We start from the raw sequence: 21,018 nt of genomic DNA on the forward strand, positions 1-21,018 counted from the left end.
TAGTCAAACTCGATAGGTTTAACGCAGGGAATTGCGCGGGAAATGTAGAACTATTAGAGAATTACATATTCGGGGGAATAGAAATCATGGATAAAGAGACCTTAAAGTTATTAGTAGAGAAAGCTCCAGATTTAAATCAAGTATACAGCGATGTAGCACAACCTGCTTTTAGAAAACTTGGCTTAGCTTTAGAAACGGTATTTGACTTGTGTAACAATGGACTTCTCCCGATCCGTCTACTAAATGCAAGGAGTAACCTATATTTTGATAAAGCCATGAAGCAGTTAGCGAAAGAGTATGAAAACGTGGACGAACAAGAAATTATCCAAGTAAGACCCGAGATAGGAGTTCCTATCTTAGAAAGATTGACATACACTACGACCGAAGAGATTCGGAATTTATATATCTCTCTGTTAAAGTCAGCTTCTTTAATAAAAAACATGAAATACACTCATCCAGTATTCTTGAAGGTTATTGAGTCTATATCCGCAGATGAAGCAAAAATAATAAAACATTTATACTCTAAAAAGTCTCTTCCAGTTATCAGACATAGACTACAATTTAAAGATAACCCATCAACATACCTTACAATAACCACACACACGACGGAACTTGAGTTTGATACAGGAATAGGTATCTTTTTTCCCGAAAATTGTGGTCTTTACCTAGAAAATTTAGAGGGACTAGGTCTAATTAAATTAGATTATACAAAATCTATTAGTGATTCCGAAAAATATGATAGTTTGAATAGTGTTGCTTATGATACATTCGTAAACGATGCGATCGCTGACAATTTTAATGCAGAGATACATTCCGAAATTAGATTAGAGCGCGGAATCTTATCAATTTCCGAGTTAGGGCACACCTTCGGTAGCGCATGTATTATTGGAGAGTAATCGATCTAATCCAACTACAAGAGCCGCTATAGGTTGATAACCTACCATAGTCTCTCAATACTATTACACGGTCTACTCGAAACAGAATTCCAAGACAGGACGCGCTATGTGTTCGTGTTTCCACCGCTTCCGTAACGGACTCGATTCCCGCCGGTAGAGCTTTCACTACAAAATAAAAGCCATCGCGAATGCGTGACTCTTCTGTGCAATATTACGGGTCCCGCGATCCAGTACCGGTATATTCATATACCTGCGGTGTCCTCTGTTCGGTTTTCCGATGATGTATGTAACAGATCTAAAGTCCAGCAAACATTTAGGAAACATTAAATCAGTATTTTCCCCCATGAAATACTCATTCTAAAAACTTTATGGCACCTGTGACTGCGGTTTTAAGTAAATTAAAAACAGTTTGTCTTTGATCGTCATTGAATGCTAAGTCTATTGATAAACCCATTAATACACCTAAACACGTATGAAACCAATCTACCCTCCCCTGTCTTTTGGCTCCTTCAACAAGATACAAAAGTTTTTGGTTCACTCTTTCCATTTGCTCTGCGGTAGCTCAATTGTTTGTAGCAATATATGATCTAACTTGATTAATTCCATAGACAATCTGGTCATACTGCATTGCTGTAAAAGGGTCATTAATAGAATCATCAAAAGACGACCCGTCTATTTGATGATTGGCTATCTCAGACCATAAATCGGGTTCGCCTAATTCAAGATGGAGATGCATTAACCAAAATTTAACGGCACTCATTTGCTTCAACCATTTACCTGGTGATGAATATCCTTTAAAACTTTCAGATGTGGGAGAGTAAGATCCACAATGATTGCCTTCTTCGTTATCAAATTGAAAGAAATAATCAGTTCCTTTATAAATTAGCCTCGGTGCTGGCTCCTGAGAATATTCTCCAACTCCGTCTATCCATTCAAAATTATAAGGATCAAAACCTAGTTCCTTAATTTTTTCAAGTATTTCGTTCTTTTGGGTTCGTAATAAGGCGAACTTATGCAATGTTTTACCTCCTAAATGCATTAAAATTATCTTTACATAATTCGACCTTTTTTATTAAAAACCTTCGCATCACTGGTAACTAAGTAATAAAATCCACAAACTCCGGAGTCCGCAGCATCCCCGCTCGGGTCCAATTCCGGAACCGCACGCGTGCCCTTACGCTCGGATCGACGTATACGAAATCGCGATCCTCTCCGATTATGATACTCTTGGAGATACCGTAGAAAGCCATGCGATTCGTAGCCGGGATCGCAAACTCTAACACGCCTACCGGTCTATTACCGTAATTAAGAAACCAACCGAACTCGTTTTTCCGATATCCCGCTATCTGTACATCCGCGTATTCGTAATTAATTATCTTTATCAAATTTACACTACGGCGGCCGACGTAATCCTTCGGACCTCTTCGCGTTTATTACCAAGTCTAACACCTGCTCGAGCGGTATGTCCGGAAACCGCTTATCTACCCGCCCACCGACAGTAACACACCTCTCACGCTTCTTTAACGACACAAAAAGACCTCCATAACGAAATAGTCGCGGACTAAATATCGTCATAGAGGCCGTAATCCACAACCCACAATCGCGCTTTTAGGGGTTGTTAACGTTCATAAAACGGGATTGTTAACGTACACTTCCCGCTCAACAATCCGCAATCATCGCGTCTGCTACCGTCTCGGCTTACGTATAAATCACCGTAAGGCTGACGAAGCTGAAAACGTTGATATAGCGGGCTTCAGCAAGGCTCAGCGGCGGGGTTACCCGCTTCTGTTGCCGTTCTGAAGCTGCTTCCGCAGCCGCAGGTTGCAGTCGCGTTCGGGTTGTTGATGGTGAAGCCTCCGCCCATAGCGGATTCCTTCCAGTCGATTTCGAGGCCGTTTAAGTACTTCATGCTCTCGCCATCGACGACAACCTTAACTCCGCGAATGTCCAGCTCTTTATCACCTTCATGCTGCTCATCATCAAAGCCCATTCCATATGAAAAGCCGCTGCATCCGCCTTCTTGTACGCCTATACGCAAAAACAAATTCGGAATTTCTTCCGCCGCCAGCATTTCTTGGATTTTCTCGCTGGCTGATTCGCTTATGTTCACCATTCCGGAATCCCTCCCCGTGTCTGTGCTCTCTTAAGTATACCTTAAAAGAGCCTTATGCCTCAAGAGAGGTATCGCCTGCAATTTGACCGGCTATTGCTTTCAGCTCGATCCGGCAACGGAATTGCCCTTTTTCATTTTGCAGGAAATCTGCCAACCGTCGGAACACAAGCGCCAGCTCCGCCCCGGAGGAATCAGTATCCAGCGCATAACGGAACTGATCGGCTGATAAGCCGCGTACTCGTCCCCGTTCGATCTCTCTGCCCTCTGTCTCCTGCAGACGTTTCCATTCCTTGGTAGGCTCGAATTTGTCTGCACGGCGAACAATTTGCTCATAAATCCGTTGCTTCTTGAGCCACATGTAATATTGAATCGGGTTCGACAAACTCCAGGCTTGGCTTAAGTCCTTAATCGTATACGCTGCCCGGTACTGCTGCAGGGTCTGAATTTTATCGGACTCCTCCAGCATCTCCAATTGACTTAGTGGTAAAATCTCCGGTTTCAGTTGAATACACCGCCCTGTAAATTATTGTTTATTCTAACATAACCATAAAATGTTTATTATTCAAGTTCATTCCCGATTTTGCCAACCTTTATACGTTTTCTAATTCTTGTTGCCCTAAAGTATGATGAGGTTTATAATATTTACAGTTGTTCATCCGTGTTATAAGTTCAGATTAGGTAAGTTATTTTTTTCACAAACCCATGATTATTTTTCAATTCTATTCAGATCAGGGTTACAGGAGGCGCATCTCATGACACTCGTTACGACGCACCCCGATCGCCAAATGGCAGAAATCGCCGACAAAGTAAGAAACGGCGAACGGCTGTCTTTGGAGGATGGTGTATTTCTCTATCGTTCAGACGATTTGTTAACGATCGGACAATTAGCCAACGAGGTTAATCTACGCAAGAATGGCAAGAAGGTTTATTTCATTGAAAATATGAGCCTTTACTTCACAAATGTGTGTGAGGCCCATTGCGCGTTTTGTAACTTCCGCAAGGACGAAGGCGAAGAAGGTTCCTATACTTTATCTCCAGAGGAAATGATTGCATATGTAGAGCAGCACATTCATCCTGGTGTGCGCGAATTCCATATCGTTGGCGGTCACAACCCAAATGTTCCCTTCGAATATTACGTTGAATCCATCAGGGCTCTGAAGCAGAAGTACCCGAATGTCACGATGAAAGCATATACAGCAGCCGAAATCGACTTCTTCTCTCGAATTTCTGGCTTAAGTTACAAAGAAGTCCTGTTGAAGCTTGTCGAAGCTGGTTTGGAAACTTTAACTGGCGGCGGAGCGGAAATTCTGTCCGACCAATATCGTAAAAAAATGCGGGTGGACAAAGCGAACATTGATCAGTACCTGGAAGTACACCGGACTGCTCATCAACTTGGACTACGTACCCATACCACAATGCTTTACGGCTCGGTGGAATCTTTGGAAGAACGTGTGAAACATATGCTGCATATTCGCGATCTACAGGATGAAACGGACGGATTTCAAGTGTTCATCCCTCTCTCCATGCAGCCTATTAGCCCTAAAGCGAGCATTCGTCGCCGTAATTCCGCATATGACGATCTTAAAGCGATTGCGATTAGCCGACTAATGCTTGATAATATTCAGCATATTAAAGCCTACTTCATTAACATCGGCACGCAGCTAACACAAGTTGCTCTAACTATGGGTGCCTCCGATGCGCATGGTACGATCGTACGCGAGAGAATTAGCCACGCTGCTGGTGCTTTAACTCCTGAAGGCATCACTCGTGAGGATCTGATCTGGCTCATTAAAGGAGCGGGACGTATCCCTGTTGAACGCGACACTTTCTACAATGAAGCGAAAATATACGAGTAATACCGGGTTCCCCGCCTTAATAGGCGGGGGCTCTTCTGTGTCATACTAAGACAACCAGACGTAAGTTAAAGGAGATCGTTGTATGAGTAAGATTGTTATACTTGGAGGCGGTTATGGAGGAATTACGGTCGCCCAAGAGCTGCTCGAGCACTTACCGAAGCATGCCCAGATATTTCTCGTGGACCGCATGCCTTATCAAGGCCTTAAGACGGAATATTACGCTTTGGCAGCAGGCTCGGTGTCCGATCTGGATATTCGCGTCAATTATCCCATCCATCCGCAATTAACAATGGTTTATGGAAACATAACTGATATCGATTTAGAAAATAAGCTGGTCCATATTACAAACCGGGACCCTCTTCCATACGATTCCGTGGTCATTGCTCTTGGCTGTACGGACAACTACCATAATATCGCCGGAGCATACGATTATTCCTGCAGTGTCCAGTCCCTTTCTGCTACAAGACGCACTTATCAGCAAATAAACGATATTCGTCCGTATGGCCAAGTTACGATTGTCGGCGGAGGTCTAAGCGGGGTCGAGATTGCCTCCGAGCTGAGGGAATGCCGTTCGGATATAAACATTCGGATATTGGACAGAGGAAACAGCGTACTGTCCGCGTTTCCTAGTAAGCTGCAGGAATATGTATCTTCATGGTTTCGCCTTCACGATGTGGAGATGCGGTCAAACATAAGCATCACCTCGCTGGAGCAGGGCATCGTTTATAATAACAATGAACAAATCTTCACAGACGTGACCGTATGGACAGCCGGTATCCAGCCTGTCGGGCTTGTTCAACAAATGACGCTGCCTAAAGATCCACAAGGCCGACTCATCGTAAATGGTTTCCATGAGCTGCCGGATTTCCCGCATGTGTATGTTATCGGAGACTGCTCGAGTCAGCCCTTCTCGCCAAGCGCTCAGCTTGCGGGAGCTCAGGGCAAACAAGTTGCCGAAGTCATACACGCTCGTTTAGAGAACAAAGAACCTAGGCTTTCCCGGATTAAGCTTAAGGGAGTGCTGGGTTCATTAGGTAAAAAATCCGGTTTTGGTTTGATGGGCGGTACCCCTCTGCTGGGCAGGATCCCCCGTATGCTCAAGAGCGGCGTACTCTGGAGAAGCAAGCGTCATTTTGGCTAAAGATCGTCAAGCAGCTTATCCAAGTCGGCATCGCCCAATTCGTGCTTAGCAATGGTTTCCATAACGAGATCGTAAAGCTGATCTGCCGTTTCGGAGACGACGCTTTCGCCGTTCACCAGCGCGTAAGGAGATAAGAAGCATTCTCCACAATTGCCAAGACAGCCGTACTCGATCACTTCTATTTCGGCTTGCTTTTCAAGCTTCTTAAGCACTTGATCGGTGCCATGATGCATATTACTAACGCAGAACTCCACGATATGCATGAATTTCATTCCTTTCCTTACACAAATTCGTTCACATGCGTCTGTTTGAAAAAATGACTTTTTGTACTATAATAGAAGTTGAAGGGAGTGGATGATATGAGTACAAATGCTCCAAGCACGCAATATGATGAAGTTATCGACGTGCTCGATAAGTTGCGTCCGTTCCTGCAACGCGATGGCGGCGACGTCGAACTCGTTGAAATCGAGGATGGTATCGTTAAGCTGCGTCTGATGGGTGCATGCGGAAGCTGTCCTAGCTCGACGATCACGCTTAAAGCGGGGATCGAACGTGCATTGCTGGAAGAAGTAGAAGGTATACAAGAAGTTGTTCAAGTGTTCTGATTTCCTTCTATTCAGAAGTGAAGAAGGTCCTGCCCCTGTGGCGGGACCTTTTGTCATCTTTTGAGATGAGTGCGAATCGGATCTAATCCCCCCGAAACATCAATCGTATTTCCAGTAATGAAATCTGATTCCGGCAAGCAGAGGAACGTGATCATTCTCGCGACATCCTCACCCGTCCCAGGTCGGCCTCGCGGAGATTCCTCATCAATCCATCCTGCGACGTCGACGATGCTTTTCTCTTTGTTGTCTCCTCTAATATCTCCCGGACAGATCATATTTACGGTTACGCCATTGGCGGCTTCCTCGACGGCAAGCGTCTTCGTGAAGGATACAAGCCCAACCTTAGCTGCAGCATACACAGCGCGATGCGGCCAGGACCTCGCCTCCGAGGCATGTCCGAAGCCGAAATGGATAATCCTCCCCCACTGCCTGCTTCTCATTCCAGGAAGCACACGATGATCTAGAAGCATCGTGCCCACAAGGTTACCATTCATTAGATAAAGAATGTCTTCCCGTTTATAATCCGCGAACAGATGCCGCTCCCGGATGAACGGACCTGCATTGTTAACGAGAATATCAACGCCGCCTAATCGATTTTCCACCTCGGAAATTAATCGCTCCGCATCATCTGCCAGTGCGATATCGGCTTGAATGGCACAAGCCTTGCGTCCTAATGAAATAATATCTTGGACAAGCATCTCTGCTTCTCCCCGGCTTGTCACATAGTTAATCGCTACATCACACCCCGAGGAAGCAAGCTCTAGCGCCGTTCGGCGTCCTAAGCCCTTTGCACTGCCCGTTACGAGTGCCGTCCTGCCTGTCAGCCTCACTTGGATTCCCCTCCGTCTCCGTCCTATATTGAGCCCAGTCTGCGCAATAGGTTACACGCAAATCTGAAAGAATGATGAACGGAGCCCTGAACCATTTCCCAGCTCTGATCCAGATCGTACATATTAGGCTTTAAGTTCTCTAACGTTTTCCGTTCTCCATAGTGAGCCAGAGCATGCGTAAGATCGTCCTTCAGTTCTGCGTTCATCTTGTGAATCTCCAGATTTCTTCGATCCCGAAGTCTGTTAAGCGCTTCCTGATGACGTTCTTTCAGCTCATTTAAGGGCAGCATGAGCTCCCGATGCAAATGGTTCTCACGCATGTTCCTTAAGACTGTGTAATACGAGAAGTGTACCTTCATCCGTTCTGTCTTGAGATTTAACAACAGATTCAGCAGCGTTCCCAGTTTGTCGAGCAATGAGAATACACGTATATAAGCATTCTTATCAAAGTAAACATGCTGTTTATAACTTAGACGTTCCTGCTGAGACAGCTCGTCATAATGCGTATGCTTCACTTGTTCGGCAAATCGTTTAGCTGCATAAATGCTTTGTTCAAGCTCATCTAACGAACTCAGCAGCCCTTCCGCCCATATCCCGTATTTATGAAGGGTTGAAGCGCGTTCTGGCACCCGCTCTGCGATCTTAGAGGTCAGCACGATGAATTTCTCAATCAATTGTACCGTTTCAAGGGCCAACCCCGCCCACTCTCTCGGTTGTTCTCCGAACAACATTCTTAGCAAAGCTGTTCCTCCAGTAAACTCAACTTTTATCATTTTGAGCAACCTGATCTTACCCATTGTAACGCAAAAGAGACGAAGCACTCAACAGATAACGTTGAGTAACAGCCGTCTCCTTTTCTTAGCCGATCCAGCTCGCCGTTTGGAAATATTCCTTCCACCTGCGATCGACCAGCTGGACGATATCCTCACGCGGGAATAGCTCATCCGGATAACCAGGCTTCATGCGTGCATCAATGACGATTGGTAATTTGTAACCGATATGATGTCGGCTTGTTTCACTTGCTGCGTACAAATCCGCTGCGGGATTAAAGCGAGTAAACGTAGTCCAAAGGAAAGGCGTCTGTGCATCTGCAATATCCGCATCGTCCGCTAAGACAATAAGCGGCCACTCACAGTTCCTTGCTGAGAGTTCCTCTGCCAAATGAGCCCCCAGCTCTGGATCAGACTCGTAGCTTGCCCCTTCTACTACCAAACATCCGCGGCAATAAGGCTTGATACGATCTATACCTGATATCTCTCCATCAGTATATTCGCCAGGAAGGTTACGTACCGGTTCTCCTACGCCCATAAGCACCGCTTTGCTGCCATGGTTAAGCCGCGGTCCTGTGTAATCTAGCGTATCATGAGACGTATTGTTGAATATAAACATATCCCTCTGGGGATCAAAACGTTCGAGTACCGTCTCCAGGAGCAAAGGAAAATCCGCCAGATCTATTGAACGATCCGTGATGATTAGGAATTTCGTCAAACTAAGTTGACCTTCGCCTAGAATACGGAACGCTGTACCGAGCGCTTCCCGGGAATAGCTTTCCCTGACAACCGCCGCAGCCAAAGGATGGAAACCCGTCTCTGCATACGTCCACAAGCTGCGAACGCCCGACATGACGATTGGGAATACCGGAGACAGCAATCGTTGCAGAAACTCACCCATATAGTAGTCCTCTTGCCTTGGCTTACCCACGATCGTTGCCGGATAGATGGCATCCTTGCGATGCCACATATGATTGACTTTGAAGACTGGAAAATCGTGCTTTAAAGAGTAATAACCGTAATGATCACCAAACGGTCCTTCCGGTCTCCGTTCATGCGGCGGGATATTGCCTACGATAGCAAATTCAGCTTCTGCCGGAATCCGGTGTCCACCAAGCGGATTATCCACCATCGGCAGCTTGCCGCCCAGAATGAACGAAGCGAGCAGCAGCTCCGGAACATTTTCCGGTAATGGGGCAATAGCCGATGCGATCATTGCTGGCGGCCCGCCTAAGAACACAGACACAGGCAAAGCTTCATTCCGAAGCTCCGCTTCATGATAGTGAAACCCGCCGCCTCTATGAATTTGAATATGCATTCCCGTTGTAGAGTCATCATAAACCTGCATCCGGTACATTCCTAAATTATGTTTCTTGTGATGGAGAGGGTGCTCCGTATAGACAAGCGGAAGCGTGACGAATGGCCCCCCATCCTCTTGCCAGCTCGTAAGTGCAGGCAACCCGGCAAGCGGCCGCTCTGTTCTAGAACCCTGCAGAATGGGTGCGCGATCCCTAGGCACGTTACGCATACCAACCTTTACCAAGTCAAAGAACATATCCTTCTCGCGCCACAAAGCTGGCAAAGTAGGCGGAAGTAATGTATCCATCGCGCCGACGAGCCTGTTCACTAGCTGCTCCGGTCTTGGTCCGAATGCCAAATCCACCCGGCGGCTTGTCCCGAACAAATTGGTGACGACGGGGAACGGGCTTCCCTTCACATTCGTGAAGAGAAGCGCCGGCCCTTCCCGATCTATGACCCGGCGGTGAATTTCCGCAATTTCCAGCACGGGATCTACAGGGGCCTCTATGATGGCCAACTCATTATTTTTACGCAATTCATCAATAAAAGGCCTTAGTGACTCAAAGATCATTCTCTAACCTCCAATGGTCCTAGCGGGATAATTGCCGTGCTCGAATCGCCAATAAGACGAGCATGCTGAAAAGAGCTGAAATAATAACCGTATGCAGAAGACCTGTGAAGATATAAACATCCTCATTGCTGAGAGTGAAAGACAGCAAACCCCCGCTTAGAACCTGAAGGATAACAAGGAAAAGCGTCTTATTTGCTAGCGATGCCAACTCGGATTGTTTCCCTATGCTTCTTCGTACATATACAGTGAGTACAACTATGAGCACTAGCAATAATAACGCTGCTATACGATGAGCAAATGCTGCAGCCGTCGAACCTGACAGCTCAGGGACAAGCTCGCCGTTACATAATGGCCATCCCTCACAGGCTCCGCCCGAGCTTGTATGACGGATATACGCCCCCAGATAGACGACTCCGTAACAGTATACTAGAACGGCAACGATGCTGCGGAAAATTGCCTTTGGAACAGTCAATAACTGCCCGGGCTGGATTGAAGCTTGAGAGAAAGCTGCCTTCACGCCAATTTGTCCTGTATGAAACGACTGACGTTTAGCAACGGAATATAACAGCCAGGTACACGTGAATGCGAATAGGGAAATACCGAAGTGAAGGGCTAAGACTAACGATGATTGCTCCCATACAACAGCCATTGCGCCGAGTACGGCTTGCATGACTGTAAAGAGAAGAGCTCCGCCTGCGTACAGTAAATTTTCCTTCTGCTTGGCGGGCTTCCAGAGTAACGTGGCAAGGAAGGTTGCCCCCACGAGCAAGCCGACAAGTCCGCTTGTCAACCGATGAGTATATTCGACAAAAGATTCCACTGTGTATGCGGGTACGAAACGACCGTTACACAAAGGCCAATCCGTCCCGCAGCCCCGACCGGAATCCGTGTTGGTGACGAGAACGCCTGCAATGAGTACTAGAAACATGCCAATACAAGTGAGTAGACTAAGAGTTCGATATCTCCGCGCTGTCATGCGAATGAGTTTTTTTTGAGAGGTCATGCCTATCCCCGATTTCTTTGTGAAAGTAGGTGCAAGGTGCCATTTCCCATTATATCGAACCCTATCTTGCAATGCCATGTTCAAAATGTGTCTGTTTTCGTCACTGCTCAATTCATATGCTCATGGATAAGAGCCTCTTCCCCCGTATACTGGGGAAGAGGCTCTTAGGCCGATCGGCATTTATTGAGCTGCAGGCAAAGCATTCGAAACGGCAACCGCACGATCGAGAAACTGCTCAATCTCTTCTCTGGTTTTGCGCAGCTTGCTTACGAAACGAACAAGCTCCTGACCGTTCCTAAAGGCAATAAAGCTTGGAATTCCGAGAATATTAAGCTCGTCGCATAGATCCGGCATTTCGTCGCGATCAACCTCAACCATGGTAAGCCGATCTGCATATGCCGCTTCGACGTCCGCTATGAAAGGCTCCATAAAGTGGCAGTCCTTACACCAGGTTGCTTTGAAAACAGCGACCGTTAATCCGACTTGTGCGACTTGCCGGCGAAACGCAGACTCTTCGGTTATCTTTTGCATCGTTTAATCACCCATCCCTAACACCTTTTACAGCTATTATAGCCTTTTACAAATCTCTTGCAACCTCCATGACACTTTCACCGTCCTCATATTCGGTAATCTCATACGTCGCACGGAGAAGGCCGAACAAGTCGTCTGCGGAAGCATAAACAAAGTGTCCATCAGATTGAACCTTATGATCTAGCGTGACTTCATGTCCGTTCACGTGAGCCTTATTTGAGCCTAAGCGGAATTGGATCGTTTGCGCAGTAGCTTCATCATAGAAGTAGATCACCTTCGTGCCGAGGTCATAGTTCGTTTGTACATCAAAATTCGTCATCGTGGAGCGAAGAGGGACGAATGCATCGCCGTTGGTATCGAGATAAAAAGAAACACCCCATTCCGTGCTTAACTCGAAGGATTGATCATCCGCCTTCAAATCATTTTTGAGAATGTCATATATAACGGAGTCCTTATCGAACAAGCGTACGATTTGAAAAGGCTTCATATTCTCCAACTGTTCTACTGTCAACGCGTCCCGAGGAATTTCCACGGCGGGTACGACGACTTCCCCGTTCACATTCCACATCTCGCCGCTGCTGCGGATTGTAATTGAACGTACGGGACTATCGGGTTGTTCGAAAACTGCAGGTGCGATCTTCATCTCCAAGGAGCTTTTGCGAAGATGCAGTGAATCATCTACATAGACGTCCGCTGTCATCGTAATCCCCTTGTCGAACACTTCTTTCCATTCTTTCTTCTCACGGGCCGCTTCTAGCTCCTTCTGTGCCTCCTCAAGCATCGGGAAAAATTCGGCAACTCCCTTCTCAACGAAGGTTTCGACGGGAAAACCCTCTCCGAAAATCTCTGAGCCTTCGAGTACCTCTTTCATTTCCGGAGGAAGCTCCTGAGCCCACTGAGCGAAGTTACGAAGCATAGTTTCGAAGCCTTCCTTGTCCTTGACCAGATTGTCTAGATACACCGAGATTAGCTCTCCAAGCTGCTCCCCGTTCAACTCGGCATGTACTTTGTTTAATGTGGTTGCAACGCCGTTGATGGGTCCGGTCACTCGCGATACCGATATCGCAGGCGGGTTCGGAAGCCCATTCACGAAGTACGAAGCCACATTACGGACAAGCTTACGCACCGAATCCATCATTACCTGCTGCGAATCACTTCCCATGAACATATCAAAGCCTGGAAGTAACTGGTTAAGCGAAGTGCCCATAGAAGAATCCATTTCAATGATAAACGGACGGCTCGAGCCTCCAAGATCGAATCGGAGTACTTTAGAATCCGAATGTAAGGTGAACGGAATCTCGCCTCTCTCAAAGCTGAATTCCCCTGTCAACCACATGTTGCCCTTATCATCTAATTTAGAATGCTTAATATTCAAGGAAAATTTCTTGAAGGCTTCTATCATTTGGGCTAATTCTGGCTCCTCCTCCGACAACAATTGCTCGTTAAAATCAATTTCCAGCTCGAGCAGCTGAGACTGCTCCTGCTGTGTAACATCGATTTGCTTTAGAATCACTTCATTCAGATTAAGTCCACCGACAGACTGACAGCCGACGATAAACGCCAGCAAAGCTGCGCACAATATAAATCCAACCTTTTTACCAGACCACTTTCCCATGTTTCGCTCTCTCCTTTTATTTATGTACTTTAGTAAGGATCAATGTTGTGGAATCATGTGAGTATAAGAAATTTAAGGAGTCATCATAACGTGCAAAAGAAACCCGGGGTAGACAGCGGTATCGCGACATTGTTGAGAATGACGCAGCGTTTGGCGTCCGGATTGGTGAACAAAAGCTCTGGACTTATCCGTTCCTATCGGCTAACTCGTCATAAGCACCCCCTTTTGTTGGATCGAGAATTTTCACAGCATTTAACAAGCTTATTAACTTCAGCTCCCGAACATGACACTCTCCAGCGTGCATCTCCATCAGAGTTACAGCTATGTGAAGATATCCATAATGAAACGATACAGCTAAACCGCAATAACATCACTCGAACTGAGGCCTATTGGCAAATGTATAAGACGTTTCCCGAGCTTCACTGGGCGCTTCTCGCACACCTGGTATCCCGAAATGGCGGCTGGAGCATGACAGATCTGAAGGGTCAATGGCTCCCTGCATTGCTCGACAAAGCATTGATAGCTGCGACATTCGATCTGTTGGAAGCTTGTAACTCACTGATCTTCGGAGATGCCTATCCCCAGCTTAGGCTCTATGCCGAGAGCAAGAGATTAGATCGCAACCTCTTCTTCCTGCTGCCTCGATTCGGAGTCTCAGCCTTCATGCATCCTATCTGGAACCGATTCTGGTTGGATCAAGACCCCGTACCGCTTACGATTGCACTAGTTGTTAATGAGCAGAATTTCATTCAATCACGCGTTGTGGAGGATGGGAGATACAAGCAGCACGTATTTAGTTCGCTCTCCTTTCGAAGCCAGCCGCTTCTGCAGATGAATCAGATTGTATTTCCGTTGTCCCAGGAGGGTAACTCAAATCGTGGGAATCCAATGCGCTTAGCAGGGAGAGTGCTGGAGAATTTCGAGGATTTGCAAGAGAGGATCGGATTCGGCAAAAGCTTGTATGGAATGCTTTTTGGCTACCCCGCGGTACTCGAAAGGGTTATTGCGTTCTGCGAAAGAGTCATGCATACAGGCTCCCGAGCAGACTACTGGCCACATTGTTTTACGTTTACTTGCAAACAAATAACCGGCGGCAAGCCCATGAGAGCTGAGCATGCCGCCGGTTTATTATCTTCCTTGTGGTTCAGCCCCATGTTATCCGAGGCTTGGCCTGATCGACCGATTGTCCCGGCAACCGAAGGCGACTGGTACCGGGATACGGACGTATTAGCCTTTATGACGAAAATCAGGCTTCCCCGTATCATTGATATGACGCATGAGCATTTATTCGGTCAGAATAAACTTCAGGCTGCCGTGCTTTTGGAACGAAGCTTCATGAAAGGTGCCAGCAGGCGGCGAACAGGACGAGGGTAGGCAGCAATCTCATCAGCCGTTACAACACGTAAATAGACCAGCAGAAGCGGATATAACACCACTAACGATCCTCCCATGAACATACAGGAAATGAAGAACGCCAGCTTATCAGGAAGCCCTTCAAATATCGCTAACGATGCCCATTCAATAAAAATGAGATCAGCTGCAATAATACCTGTCGTCAGTATAAAAGCCGGCCAGCGATTACCTATGACCTTGAGTTCCGATCTTTTGCGCAAGCTAAGAATATTGAAGGATAATGCCCAAATGAAACAAACAGTCGTAGCCGCGATAATTCCGTATACCCCGAAGAAAGGGGCTAACGTAAAGCTCAGAATGACCTTTAGGAGTACGCCGGTAATCGCATGCATGGTAGCTTTCTTCGGCTCACCAATCCCAAGTAGAATCGAGTTGGTGACCATCATGCCGATCTGGAATAAGGTCCCGAGCGTTAACATGGCCACAATAGCGCTGCCTTTGGGACTCTCGAAAATGAGCCCGTTTACACTATAGGCACCAATACCGAGCAGAAGCACAATAGGCATTCCGCTATACAAGGCAACCCTTACCGCTAATGAGGCTTGGCGCCCTACAAGTTTGCTGTCTCCCGTCGCATGCGCGGACGAAATTTGCGGGATAATAGACTGACTTAGCGCTATGGCAAGAATGATGGGGATGCCCGCGATAGACTGTGCGTTCATCCCGAACACTGCTGCCCAATGATTGATAACATGAGGTTCATAATAACCCCTTGTAAGAGACTTGATCATCATATTATCCAAGGTGTATAACAATTGAACGGTAATCGCCGTCATCACGATCGGAATGGACAAGTTGAACAGCTCACGGTAGATCGACTTCAAACGAAGCTTCTGAGAGGCATCCCTCTGATTATTCGGTTCTGCCCGATCATTCGCCTTAAGTTTACGCGCATAATAAAGCATCACGGCAAATGCCCCGATACTTCCGAATACGCTTCCGAAGGAGGCTCCTGATGCGATGCCCTTCTCATTCGCCGGATCCATTGAATATACGGCAAAAGCAAGGGTAACAGCGGCGATCACCCGCAGGATTTGCTCCATAATTTGTGAGATGCCGCCAGCGGTCATGAACTGCCGACCTTGAAAATACCCTCTCATCATTGCGATCAAAGGAAACAATAGTAAAGATGGCGCGATTGCTCTTATGGCAGCTGAGGCATCCGGCTCTTGCAGGATCGTTTCGGCATAGTAAGGAGCGACTAGCCATAATCCTGCTGTAATTACGATCCCAGCGACAGCTCCGAATAAGAGAGCAGCCCGGTAAACCTGCTGCGCCTCCAGGACTCGTCCAACGGCGTAACGGCCTGACACCATTTTGCTTACAGCACTCGGTATCCCTGCTGTCGCAACGATCAGCAGCAACAAATAAATATTATTAGCGTTCGTGAAGTAAATGTTGCCTAAATCGCCCATCAGATAATCCAGCGGCACGCGCTGGAAGAGGCCAAGCCCTCTAGCTATAAGAGCTGCAGCAGCGAGTATAAGCGTGCCTTTAAGTAATGTGTCTTTTTTCAAGGGAACCTCGATTGATTAAGTTAGTTAATGGTTTCTAGCGGTTGGTGGTTGCCGCGAACCGGACGTGCAACATTCGATGGAGCCGCCCACTTCACGCCATTTGCGATAACGCGGCGCACGATCGGATGGTAGTAGGTTGGATAAGTTTCGTGTCCGGGACGGAAATAGAAGATCTTCCCTTGCCCCCGACGGAAGGTACAGCCGCTGCGGAACACTTCTCCGCCCTCGAACCAGCTAATGAAGATGAGCTCATCCGGAGCAGGGATGTCGAAGTGCTCGCCATACATTTCTTCCGGTTTAAGCTCGAAGTGCTCAGGGATCCCTTCCGCTATCGGATGAGAAGGATCTGCGGTCCAAATGCGCTCTTTCTCGCCCGCTTCCCGCCATTTCAGATCACAGCCCGTTCCCATCAGCTTTTTGAATATTTTCGAGAAATGTCCGGAGTGCAACACGATAAGTCCCATCCCATTCAAAACGCGCTCGTGCACGCGATTAACGATGTTGTCGTCTACATCGCCATGGGCCATATGTCCCCACCAGATAAGCACGTCCGTATGATCTAAGACTTCTTGCGTCAATCCGTGCTCCGGCTCGGGCTGTGTCGCCGTTCGAACCGAATACCCTTGCTCTGCAGCCTCAAGTCCCTCGGCAATAACCGCGTGAATACCGTTAGGATAAACCTTTCGTACCTCCTCGTGAATTTGCTCGTGCTTATACTCATTCCATACTGTGACTCTAATCAAGATTATCTCTCCTTTGGTTAGTTTGCGACGAGCCAAATGATGAATATTATAATCATTGCCGCCTGCAAAATAATTTTGACAACCATACTGCTAAATAAACCTATTAGCGCACCCCAGCCTACCTTTAATGCGCGATTGAAGTTGGAGCCGTGGATTAATTCCCCAAGGATTGCTCCCGCCAGAGGCCCAATTATGAGACCAAACGCCGGAATAACGAATGGTCCGAACAGAATGCCGATCGTACTCCCAATGACCGAAGCGCGAGATCCTCCGTACTTCTTCACTCCCCAAGCATTCACCATGTAATCCGCCGCAAAAAGAACGACCACGACAATCGTTTGAAAGCTCCAAAACCAGAACCCAAAAGGTTCAAACGTGAAAAACCATCCATATACGAAAAAGGCCAAGTAGATAGCTAAAGCCCCTGGTAAAATGGGAAATACCGCGCCGGCCATTCCGAGCGTGAATAACGCCGTAATGATGATCCATCCGAGCACTTCCATTGCAATCACGCCTTCAGTACATAGTTTTGAATGATCTGAGCAACACCGTTCTCCTGATTGCTTCCCGTGACGACATCAGCCATCGCCTTCACTTCATCCTGCGCATTCCCCATGGCCACACCTAACCCCGAAGCTCTTATCGCCGCAATATCGTTTAAGCTATCTCCAACCGCAACGACCTCGGACATGTCATACCCTCTCATTCGGCACACCTCCATAAGCGCAGTTGCTTTGGATACTCCCGCAGGGTTGATCTCAATGTTGAAGGGTGACGAATTCGTAATCTCTAAACCGTTCCAAGTATGTATTTCCTTAAGAATGGCATTTAGGATCGACGTATCCTGGCTATAAAATCCGAATTTAAGCCATTTCCGGGCGATTGTATCGCCGGCCCAACGCTCCTTATTGTAGACATCCTCAGGGGTATATGCCCAGAACCAGATATCATACTGCTCGGCTAACCCGTGCAGCTTCATAACCTTATCTGCTTCCAGCAGGGTCCGACGGTGCAAAGCGTGCGGCTTCGACCAGATTTCTCCCCCGTTTACCGTAATCATCGGAGTATCCAACCCAAGCTGATCCACAATAGGAAGAGCCCCAACAAACCCCCGCCCCGTCGATACGCAAACCGTTACTCCCGCATCAACTGCATGCTTGACCCATGCGGCATTCGTCTCGCTGACTTCGCTCTGATCGTTCAGCAGCGTCCCATCCAAATCCAAAGCCAAAAGCCGATATTTTCCCATCTGATATCCCAATTCCGCGACTCACTCCTTGCTTTATGCAGCGATCAACAATTTAACGTCATTCTAACACATTTTGACACGGGAATTGAAATAGACTTCAGCTGTCAGTGGACAGCAAAGAAAAAGAGACTATGATCAACTTTCATCATAGCCTCTAATCGCTCTAGATCATATATGTTTTTGGAGCTGCTCCAGGATTGTATTAATATTCCATTCCATCATCTTGATATAGGAATCGCCATCTTCACCAGGCTTGCCGATTGAATCGGTGAATACTTTCCCGCCAATGGGAACCTTAGTTTCACTGGAGACCATCTCCATGCTGCGTGCATCGATACTCGTTTCTAAGAACAACACCTTTACGTCCTTGTCTCTAATAAGATCTACGACCGCGCTAATTTGATCCGGACTTCCTTGATTCTCGGCATTGATCTCCCATATATATCCGGCCTCGAAATCATAAGCGGCAGAAAAATATTTAAATGCTCCTTCACTCGTAACCAAGAATCGCTTATCTTTTGGAATTTCATTAAATTTGTTAACAGCATTCTGATGCAGCTGTTCCAGCTTACCAATATATTCCTCAGCATTTTGTTCATAGGTTGCGGCATGGTCTGGATCTACTTTAATCAAAGCTTCTTTCGCATTTTCCGCATAAATAATACCATTTCGCACGTCAAGCCATGCATGCGGATCCGTTTCATTTTCAGAGCCTTTAGTTGTTAAATATTTAGCCTCTACACCTTCACTCAGGCGAAACACAGGTGCATCCTCCCCGTCTTTACCTGTTGTTTCCAGCAGCTTATCAAACCAGGAATTTCCTGCCTCCAGATTAAGCCCATTATAGAACACGGCAGCTGCATCTGTTGTCTTCTCTACATCTTCGGGAAGCGGATCGTACTCGTGGGGGTTTGAACCAACCGGTGCTAAGCTGTGTATATCCACCCGATCTCCGCCGATATTTTTGACGATGTCGTAAATAATCGAGTAGGTTGTAACCACCTGAAGCTTACCTTCATTGCTTTCGTTTGACCCCTCTGAATTGCAACCAACTAGTAGAATTAGCAGAATTGAACTGATTATTCCTAATTTAAGTCGTTTTTTCATCTCACATTTCCCCAATCCGAGTTTTATTAATTTGGTGTTGTATTTCTCTTCGTTTTTGATCTTAAAGTACGCCATAATATTCCTTGCTTTGGTGAGAAAGTAAATGCCAATGCGAATAATACAGTTGCTACAAGCACAATACTTGCTCCTGAGGCCAAATTGTAAGTATAGCTAAAATACAAGCCGACAATTGACGATACGACTCCGAAACCCATAGAAAGAAAAATCATGATCCATAATCGATCCGTTAAAAGATAGGCCGTTGCGGCGGGAGTGATCAGCATGGCTACTACAAGTACGATACCTACTGTCTGAAGAGAGGCCACGGTAACCATTGTCAACAATATCATTAGCAAGTAATGAATCATCCGATTAGGGAGCCCATATGCAGCAGACATGATGGGATCAAACGAGCTGACCAGCAATTCTTTATAGAAGAGATAGATTGCGCTAAGAACGACTATACCCACTACAAAAGTAGTCCACATTTCAGATGAACGCACCACCAGAACATTACCGAAAAGGATATGATAAAGATCTGTGCTGCTTTTCATTAAGGTAATCATTATGATGCCTAGCGCGAAGGAAAAGGTAAATAGAATTCCAATCGCGACATCATGCTTAATACGGCTATTCTGGCTCACATAACCGATTCCAACGGCAGTTAGAACGCCCGTCAGTACCGCCCCGAAAAAGAAATTGATCCCGAGAATATAGGATAACGCAACGCCAGGTAATACCGCATGCGATATCGCGTCGCCCATGAGGGCCATTCCTCTTAAAATAATAAAGCAGCCTATCGCTCCGCAGATAATACCGACCATAATCGAGGTTAAGAGCGCCTTCTGCAAATATCCGTAATTGAACAACGCTTCTATAAATTGCATTACACGCTCACCCCTAACTGCTCCATAAAGGCAAAATGACCTTTATATGCTTTAGCCAGAAGGTCAGGACGAAACACTTCCTCCACTGAGCCAAACCCAATCAATTCCCTATTCATTAAGATTAATTTATTAAAATAAGTGCTTGCTTTCATTAAGTCATGATGGACAACTACGACCGTTTTGCCCGAATTTCTCATCTCCTTGAGGATTTGAATAATCGTCTCTTCACTGCCTAAATCCACTCCTACAAAGGGCTCATCGAGAAAATACATGTCAGGCTTTTGCGCAAGCGCTCTTGCTAGAAACACTCTTTGCTGCTGTCCGCCTGAAAGCTCGCCAATCTGACGATTGCTAAATTCCGTCATACCTACTTTCTCTAAACATTGATACGCCCAAGCTTTTTCTTGTTTTCCAGGTCGCTGGAATAATCTTAAGTTAGGATAAGTTCCGATCAGCACGGCATCTATCACGGTGATTGGAAAGTCCCAATCAATTTCGCTGCGCTGTGGAACATAGGCGATTTTTTTTCTGATGTCTCTAATCGCATGATCGAAGATCTGAATATCGCCCTTATCCTTAGGAATCAAGTTTAATAAAGCCTTTAGAAGAGTGGATTTGCCTGCTCCATTGGGACCGATCACTCCTACCAAATTACCCGTTTCTAAAGAAAAACTTATATCTTTTACGGCTTCGTCACCGTGATAAGAAACATTTAAATTTTTGACTGATATTGCAAGCATCTCAATCACCTCCTTGCATTGTTAACGATTGCCTATAACCAATTATTTTGTTACAACGACGAATACTTTCCTTTATGCCTCTTTGTTTATATTATACAAAATTGTTGTCCATATGCAACATTTATTTATAAA

Annotated in this window: 24 protein-coding genes; 5 read left to right on the plus strand and 19 right to left on the minus strand. The window is 46.4% G+C overall.

The features are described from left to right. Nucleotides 1-86: 86 nt before the first annotated feature. Entirely contained in the window at nucleotides 87-896 is an 810-nt protein-coding gene (locus ACESLK_RS14585; RefSeq protein ID WP_373230252.1) for a DUF4393 domain-containing protein, read from the plus strand. Between the two features lie 352 nt (nucleotides 897-1,248). On the opposite strand, the gene ACESLK_RS14590 is transcribed toward ACESLK_RS14585, so the two are convergent. The 5 genes from ACESLK_RS14590 to ACESLK_RS14610 all read right to left on the minus strand — a co-directional run bounded on the left by ACESLK_RS14590 (nucleotide 1,249) and on the right by ACESLK_RS14610 (nucleotide 3,475). Then, complete coding sequence (locus ACESLK_RS14590; protein WP_373230253.1) at nucleotides 1,249-1,443, minus strand: hypothetical protein; 195 nt, start codon at nucleotides 1,441-1,443, stop codon at nucleotides 1,249-1,251. A gap of 15 nt (nucleotides 1,444-1,458) precedes the next feature. Further along, nucleotides 1,459-1,914: a hypothetical protein gene (locus tag ACESLK_RS14595; protein ID WP_373230254.1), complete on the minus strand. Its 456-nt coding sequence runs from the start codon at nucleotides 1,912-1,914 to the stop codon at nucleotides 1,459-1,461. Nucleotides 1,915-1,993: 79 nt separating this feature from the next. Beyond that, nucleotides 1,994-2,281, minus strand: a complete 288-nt coding sequence (locus tag ACESLK_RS14600) for a hypothetical protein (protein WP_373230255.1) — start codon at nucleotides 2,279-2,281, stop codon at nucleotides 1,994-1,996. Nucleotides 2,282-2,649: 368 nt separating this feature from the next. Then, on the minus strand, nucleotides 2,650-3,009 hold the full coding sequence (erpA, locus tag ACESLK_RS14605; RefSeq protein ID WP_373230256.1) for an iron-sulfur cluster insertion protein ErpA: 360 nt from the start codon (nucleotides 3,007-3,009) through the stop codon (nucleotides 2,650-2,652). A gap of 52 nt (nucleotides 3,010-3,061) precedes the next feature. Then, complete coding sequence (locus tag ACESLK_RS14610; protein WP_373230257.1) at nucleotides 3,062-3,475, minus strand: P-loop NTPase family protein; 414 nt, start codon at nucleotides 3,473-3,475, stop codon at nucleotides 3,062-3,064. A gap of 286 nt (nucleotides 3,476-3,761) precedes the next feature. Here ACESLK_RS14610 and mqnE point away from each other — a divergent pair, with 286 nt between their 5' ends. Next, the gene (mqnE, locus tag ACESLK_RS14615; protein WP_373230259.1) at nucleotides 3,762-4,865 is read left to right on the plus strand and encodes an aminofutalosine synthase MqnE; all 1,104 of its coding nucleotides are present in this window, start codon (nucleotides 3,762-3,764) and stop codon (nucleotides 4,863-4,865) included. An 82-nt stretch (nucleotides 4,866-4,947) separates the two neighbouring features. Then, complete coding sequence (locus tag ACESLK_RS14620; protein WP_373230261.1) at nucleotides 4,948-6,006, plus strand: NAD(P)/FAD-dependent oxidoreductase; 1,059 nt, start codon at nucleotides 4,948-4,950, stop codon at nucleotides 6,004-6,006. Here the strand turns inward: ACESLK_RS14620 and ACESLK_RS14625 are convergent. Continuing rightward, entirely contained in the window at nucleotides 6,003-6,269 is a 267-nt protein-coding gene (locus tag ACESLK_RS14625) for a YuzB family protein (protein ID WP_373230262.1), read from the minus strand. The two genes, ACESLK_RS14620 and ACESLK_RS14625, sit on opposite strands and share 4 nt — an antisense overlap. A gap of 96 nt (nucleotides 6,270-6,365) precedes the next feature. Between ACESLK_RS14625 and ACESLK_RS14630 the strand changes: the two genes are divergently transcribed. Then, nucleotides 6,366-6,611 (plus strand): NifU family protein, encoded by a 246-nt coding sequence (locus ACESLK_RS14630; protein WP_373230263.1) that lies wholly within the window; start codon nucleotides 6,366-6,368, stop codon nucleotides 6,609-6,611. A gap of 53 nt (nucleotides 6,612-6,664) precedes the next feature. Here the strand turns inward: ACESLK_RS14630 and ACESLK_RS14635 are convergent, their stop codons facing one another. From ACESLK_RS14635 to ACESLK_RS14660, 6 genes are all read right to left on the minus strand, one after another. After that, nucleotides 6,665-7,435: an SDR family oxidoreductase gene (locus ACESLK_RS14635; protein WP_373230310.1), complete on the minus strand. Its 771-nt coding sequence runs from the start codon at nucleotides 7,433-7,435 to the stop codon at nucleotides 6,665-6,667. A gap of 29 nt (nucleotides 7,436-7,464) precedes the next feature. After that, nucleotides 7,465-8,172 carry a Cthe_2314 family HEPN domain-containing protein gene (locus ACESLK_RS14640; protein ID WP_373230311.1) on the minus strand — a complete coding sequence of 236 codons (708 nt, stop codon included), beginning with the start codon at nucleotides 8,170-8,172 and terminating at the stop codon, nucleotides 7,465-7,467. 127 nt (nucleotides 8,173-8,299) lie between these two features. After that, nucleotides 8,300-10,081, minus strand: a complete 1,782-nt coding sequence (locus ACESLK_RS14645; RefSeq protein WP_373230264.1) for a UbiD family decarboxylase — start codon at nucleotides 10,079-10,081, stop codon at nucleotides 8,300-8,302. Nucleotides 10,082-10,100: 19 nt separating this feature from the next. Further along, entirely contained in the window at nucleotides 10,101-11,009 is a 909-nt protein-coding gene (locus ACESLK_RS14650; RefSeq protein ID WP_373230265.1) for a COX15/CtaA family protein, read from the minus strand. A 255-nt stretch (nucleotides 11,010-11,264) separates the two neighbouring features. Next, complete coding sequence (locus tag ACESLK_RS14655; protein ID WP_373230266.1) at nucleotides 11,265-11,615, minus strand: thioredoxin family protein; 351 nt, start codon at nucleotides 11,613-11,615, stop codon at nucleotides 11,265-11,267. A 46-nt stretch (nucleotides 11,616-11,661) separates the two neighbouring features. After that, nucleotides 11,662-13,230: a stalk domain-containing protein gene (locus ACESLK_RS14660; protein WP_373230267.1), complete on the minus strand. Its 1,569-nt coding sequence runs from the start codon at nucleotides 13,228-13,230 to the stop codon at nucleotides 11,662-11,664. 90 nt (nucleotides 13,231-13,320) lie between these two features. Here ACESLK_RS14660 and ACESLK_RS14665 point away from each other — a divergent pair, with 90 nt between their 5' ends. Further along, complete coding sequence (locus tag ACESLK_RS14665) at nucleotides 13,321-14,604, plus strand: DUF2515 family protein (protein ID WP_373230269.1); 1,284 nt, start codon at nucleotides 13,321-13,323, stop codon at nucleotides 14,602-14,604. Here ACESLK_RS14665 and ACESLK_RS14670 read toward each other — a convergent pair. The 7 genes from ACESLK_RS14670 to ACESLK_RS14700 all read right to left on the minus strand — a co-directional run bounded on the left by ACESLK_RS14670 (nucleotide 14,535) and on the right by ACESLK_RS14700 (nucleotide 20,886). Then, nucleotides 14,535-16,160 (minus strand): putative polysaccharide biosynthesis protein, encoded by a 1,626-nt coding sequence (locus ACESLK_RS14670; protein ID WP_373230271.1) that lies wholly within the window; start codon nucleotides 16,158-16,160, stop codon nucleotides 14,535-14,537. The genes ACESLK_RS14665 and ACESLK_RS14670 overlap by 70 nt on opposite strands. A gap of 20 nt (nucleotides 16,161-16,180) precedes the next feature. Further along, nucleotides 16,181-16,903, minus strand: a complete 723-nt coding sequence (locus ACESLK_RS14675) for a ThuA domain-containing protein (protein WP_373230272.1) — start codon at nucleotides 16,901-16,903, stop codon at nucleotides 16,181-16,183. A gap of 17 nt (nucleotides 16,904-16,920) precedes the next feature. Continuing rightward, entirely contained in the window at nucleotides 16,921-17,406 is a 486-nt protein-coding gene (locus ACESLK_RS14680) for a DUF456 domain-containing protein (RefSeq protein WP_373230312.1), read from the minus strand. 5 nt (nucleotides 17,407-17,411) lie between these two features. Beyond that, nucleotides 17,412-18,152, minus strand: coding sequence for a Cof-type HAD-IIB family hydrolase (locus ACESLK_RS14685; protein ID WP_373230313.1), 741 nt, complete (start codon nucleotides 18,150-18,152; stop codon nucleotides 17,412-17,414). Nucleotides 18,153-18,320: 168 nt separating this feature from the next. Further along, on the minus strand, nucleotides 18,321-19,259 hold the full coding sequence (locus ACESLK_RS14690) for a metal ABC transporter substrate-binding protein (protein ID WP_373230273.1): 939 nt from the start codon (nucleotides 19,257-19,259) through the stop codon (nucleotides 18,321-18,323). 26 nt (nucleotides 19,260-19,285) lie between these two features. Beyond that, on the minus strand, nucleotides 19,286-20,146 hold the full coding sequence (locus ACESLK_RS14695) for a metal ABC transporter permease (RefSeq protein ID WP_373230274.1): 861 nt from the start codon (nucleotides 20,144-20,146) through the stop codon (nucleotides 19,286-19,288). Further along, nucleotides 20,146-20,886 carry a metal ABC transporter ATP-binding protein gene (locus ACESLK_RS14700; protein ID WP_373230275.1) on the minus strand — a complete coding sequence of 247 codons (741 nt, stop codon included), beginning with the start codon at nucleotides 20,884-20,886 and terminating at the stop codon, nucleotides 20,146-20,148. The genes ACESLK_RS14695 and ACESLK_RS14700 overlap by 1 nt, the downstream gene beginning before the upstream one ends. Between the last annotated feature and the right edge of the window lie 132 nt (nucleotides 20,887-21,018).

It is taken from the genome of Cohnella sp. (assembly GCF_041640265.1).
Lineage (GTDB): Bacteria > Bacillota > Bacilli > Paenibacillales > Paenibacillaceae > Cohnella.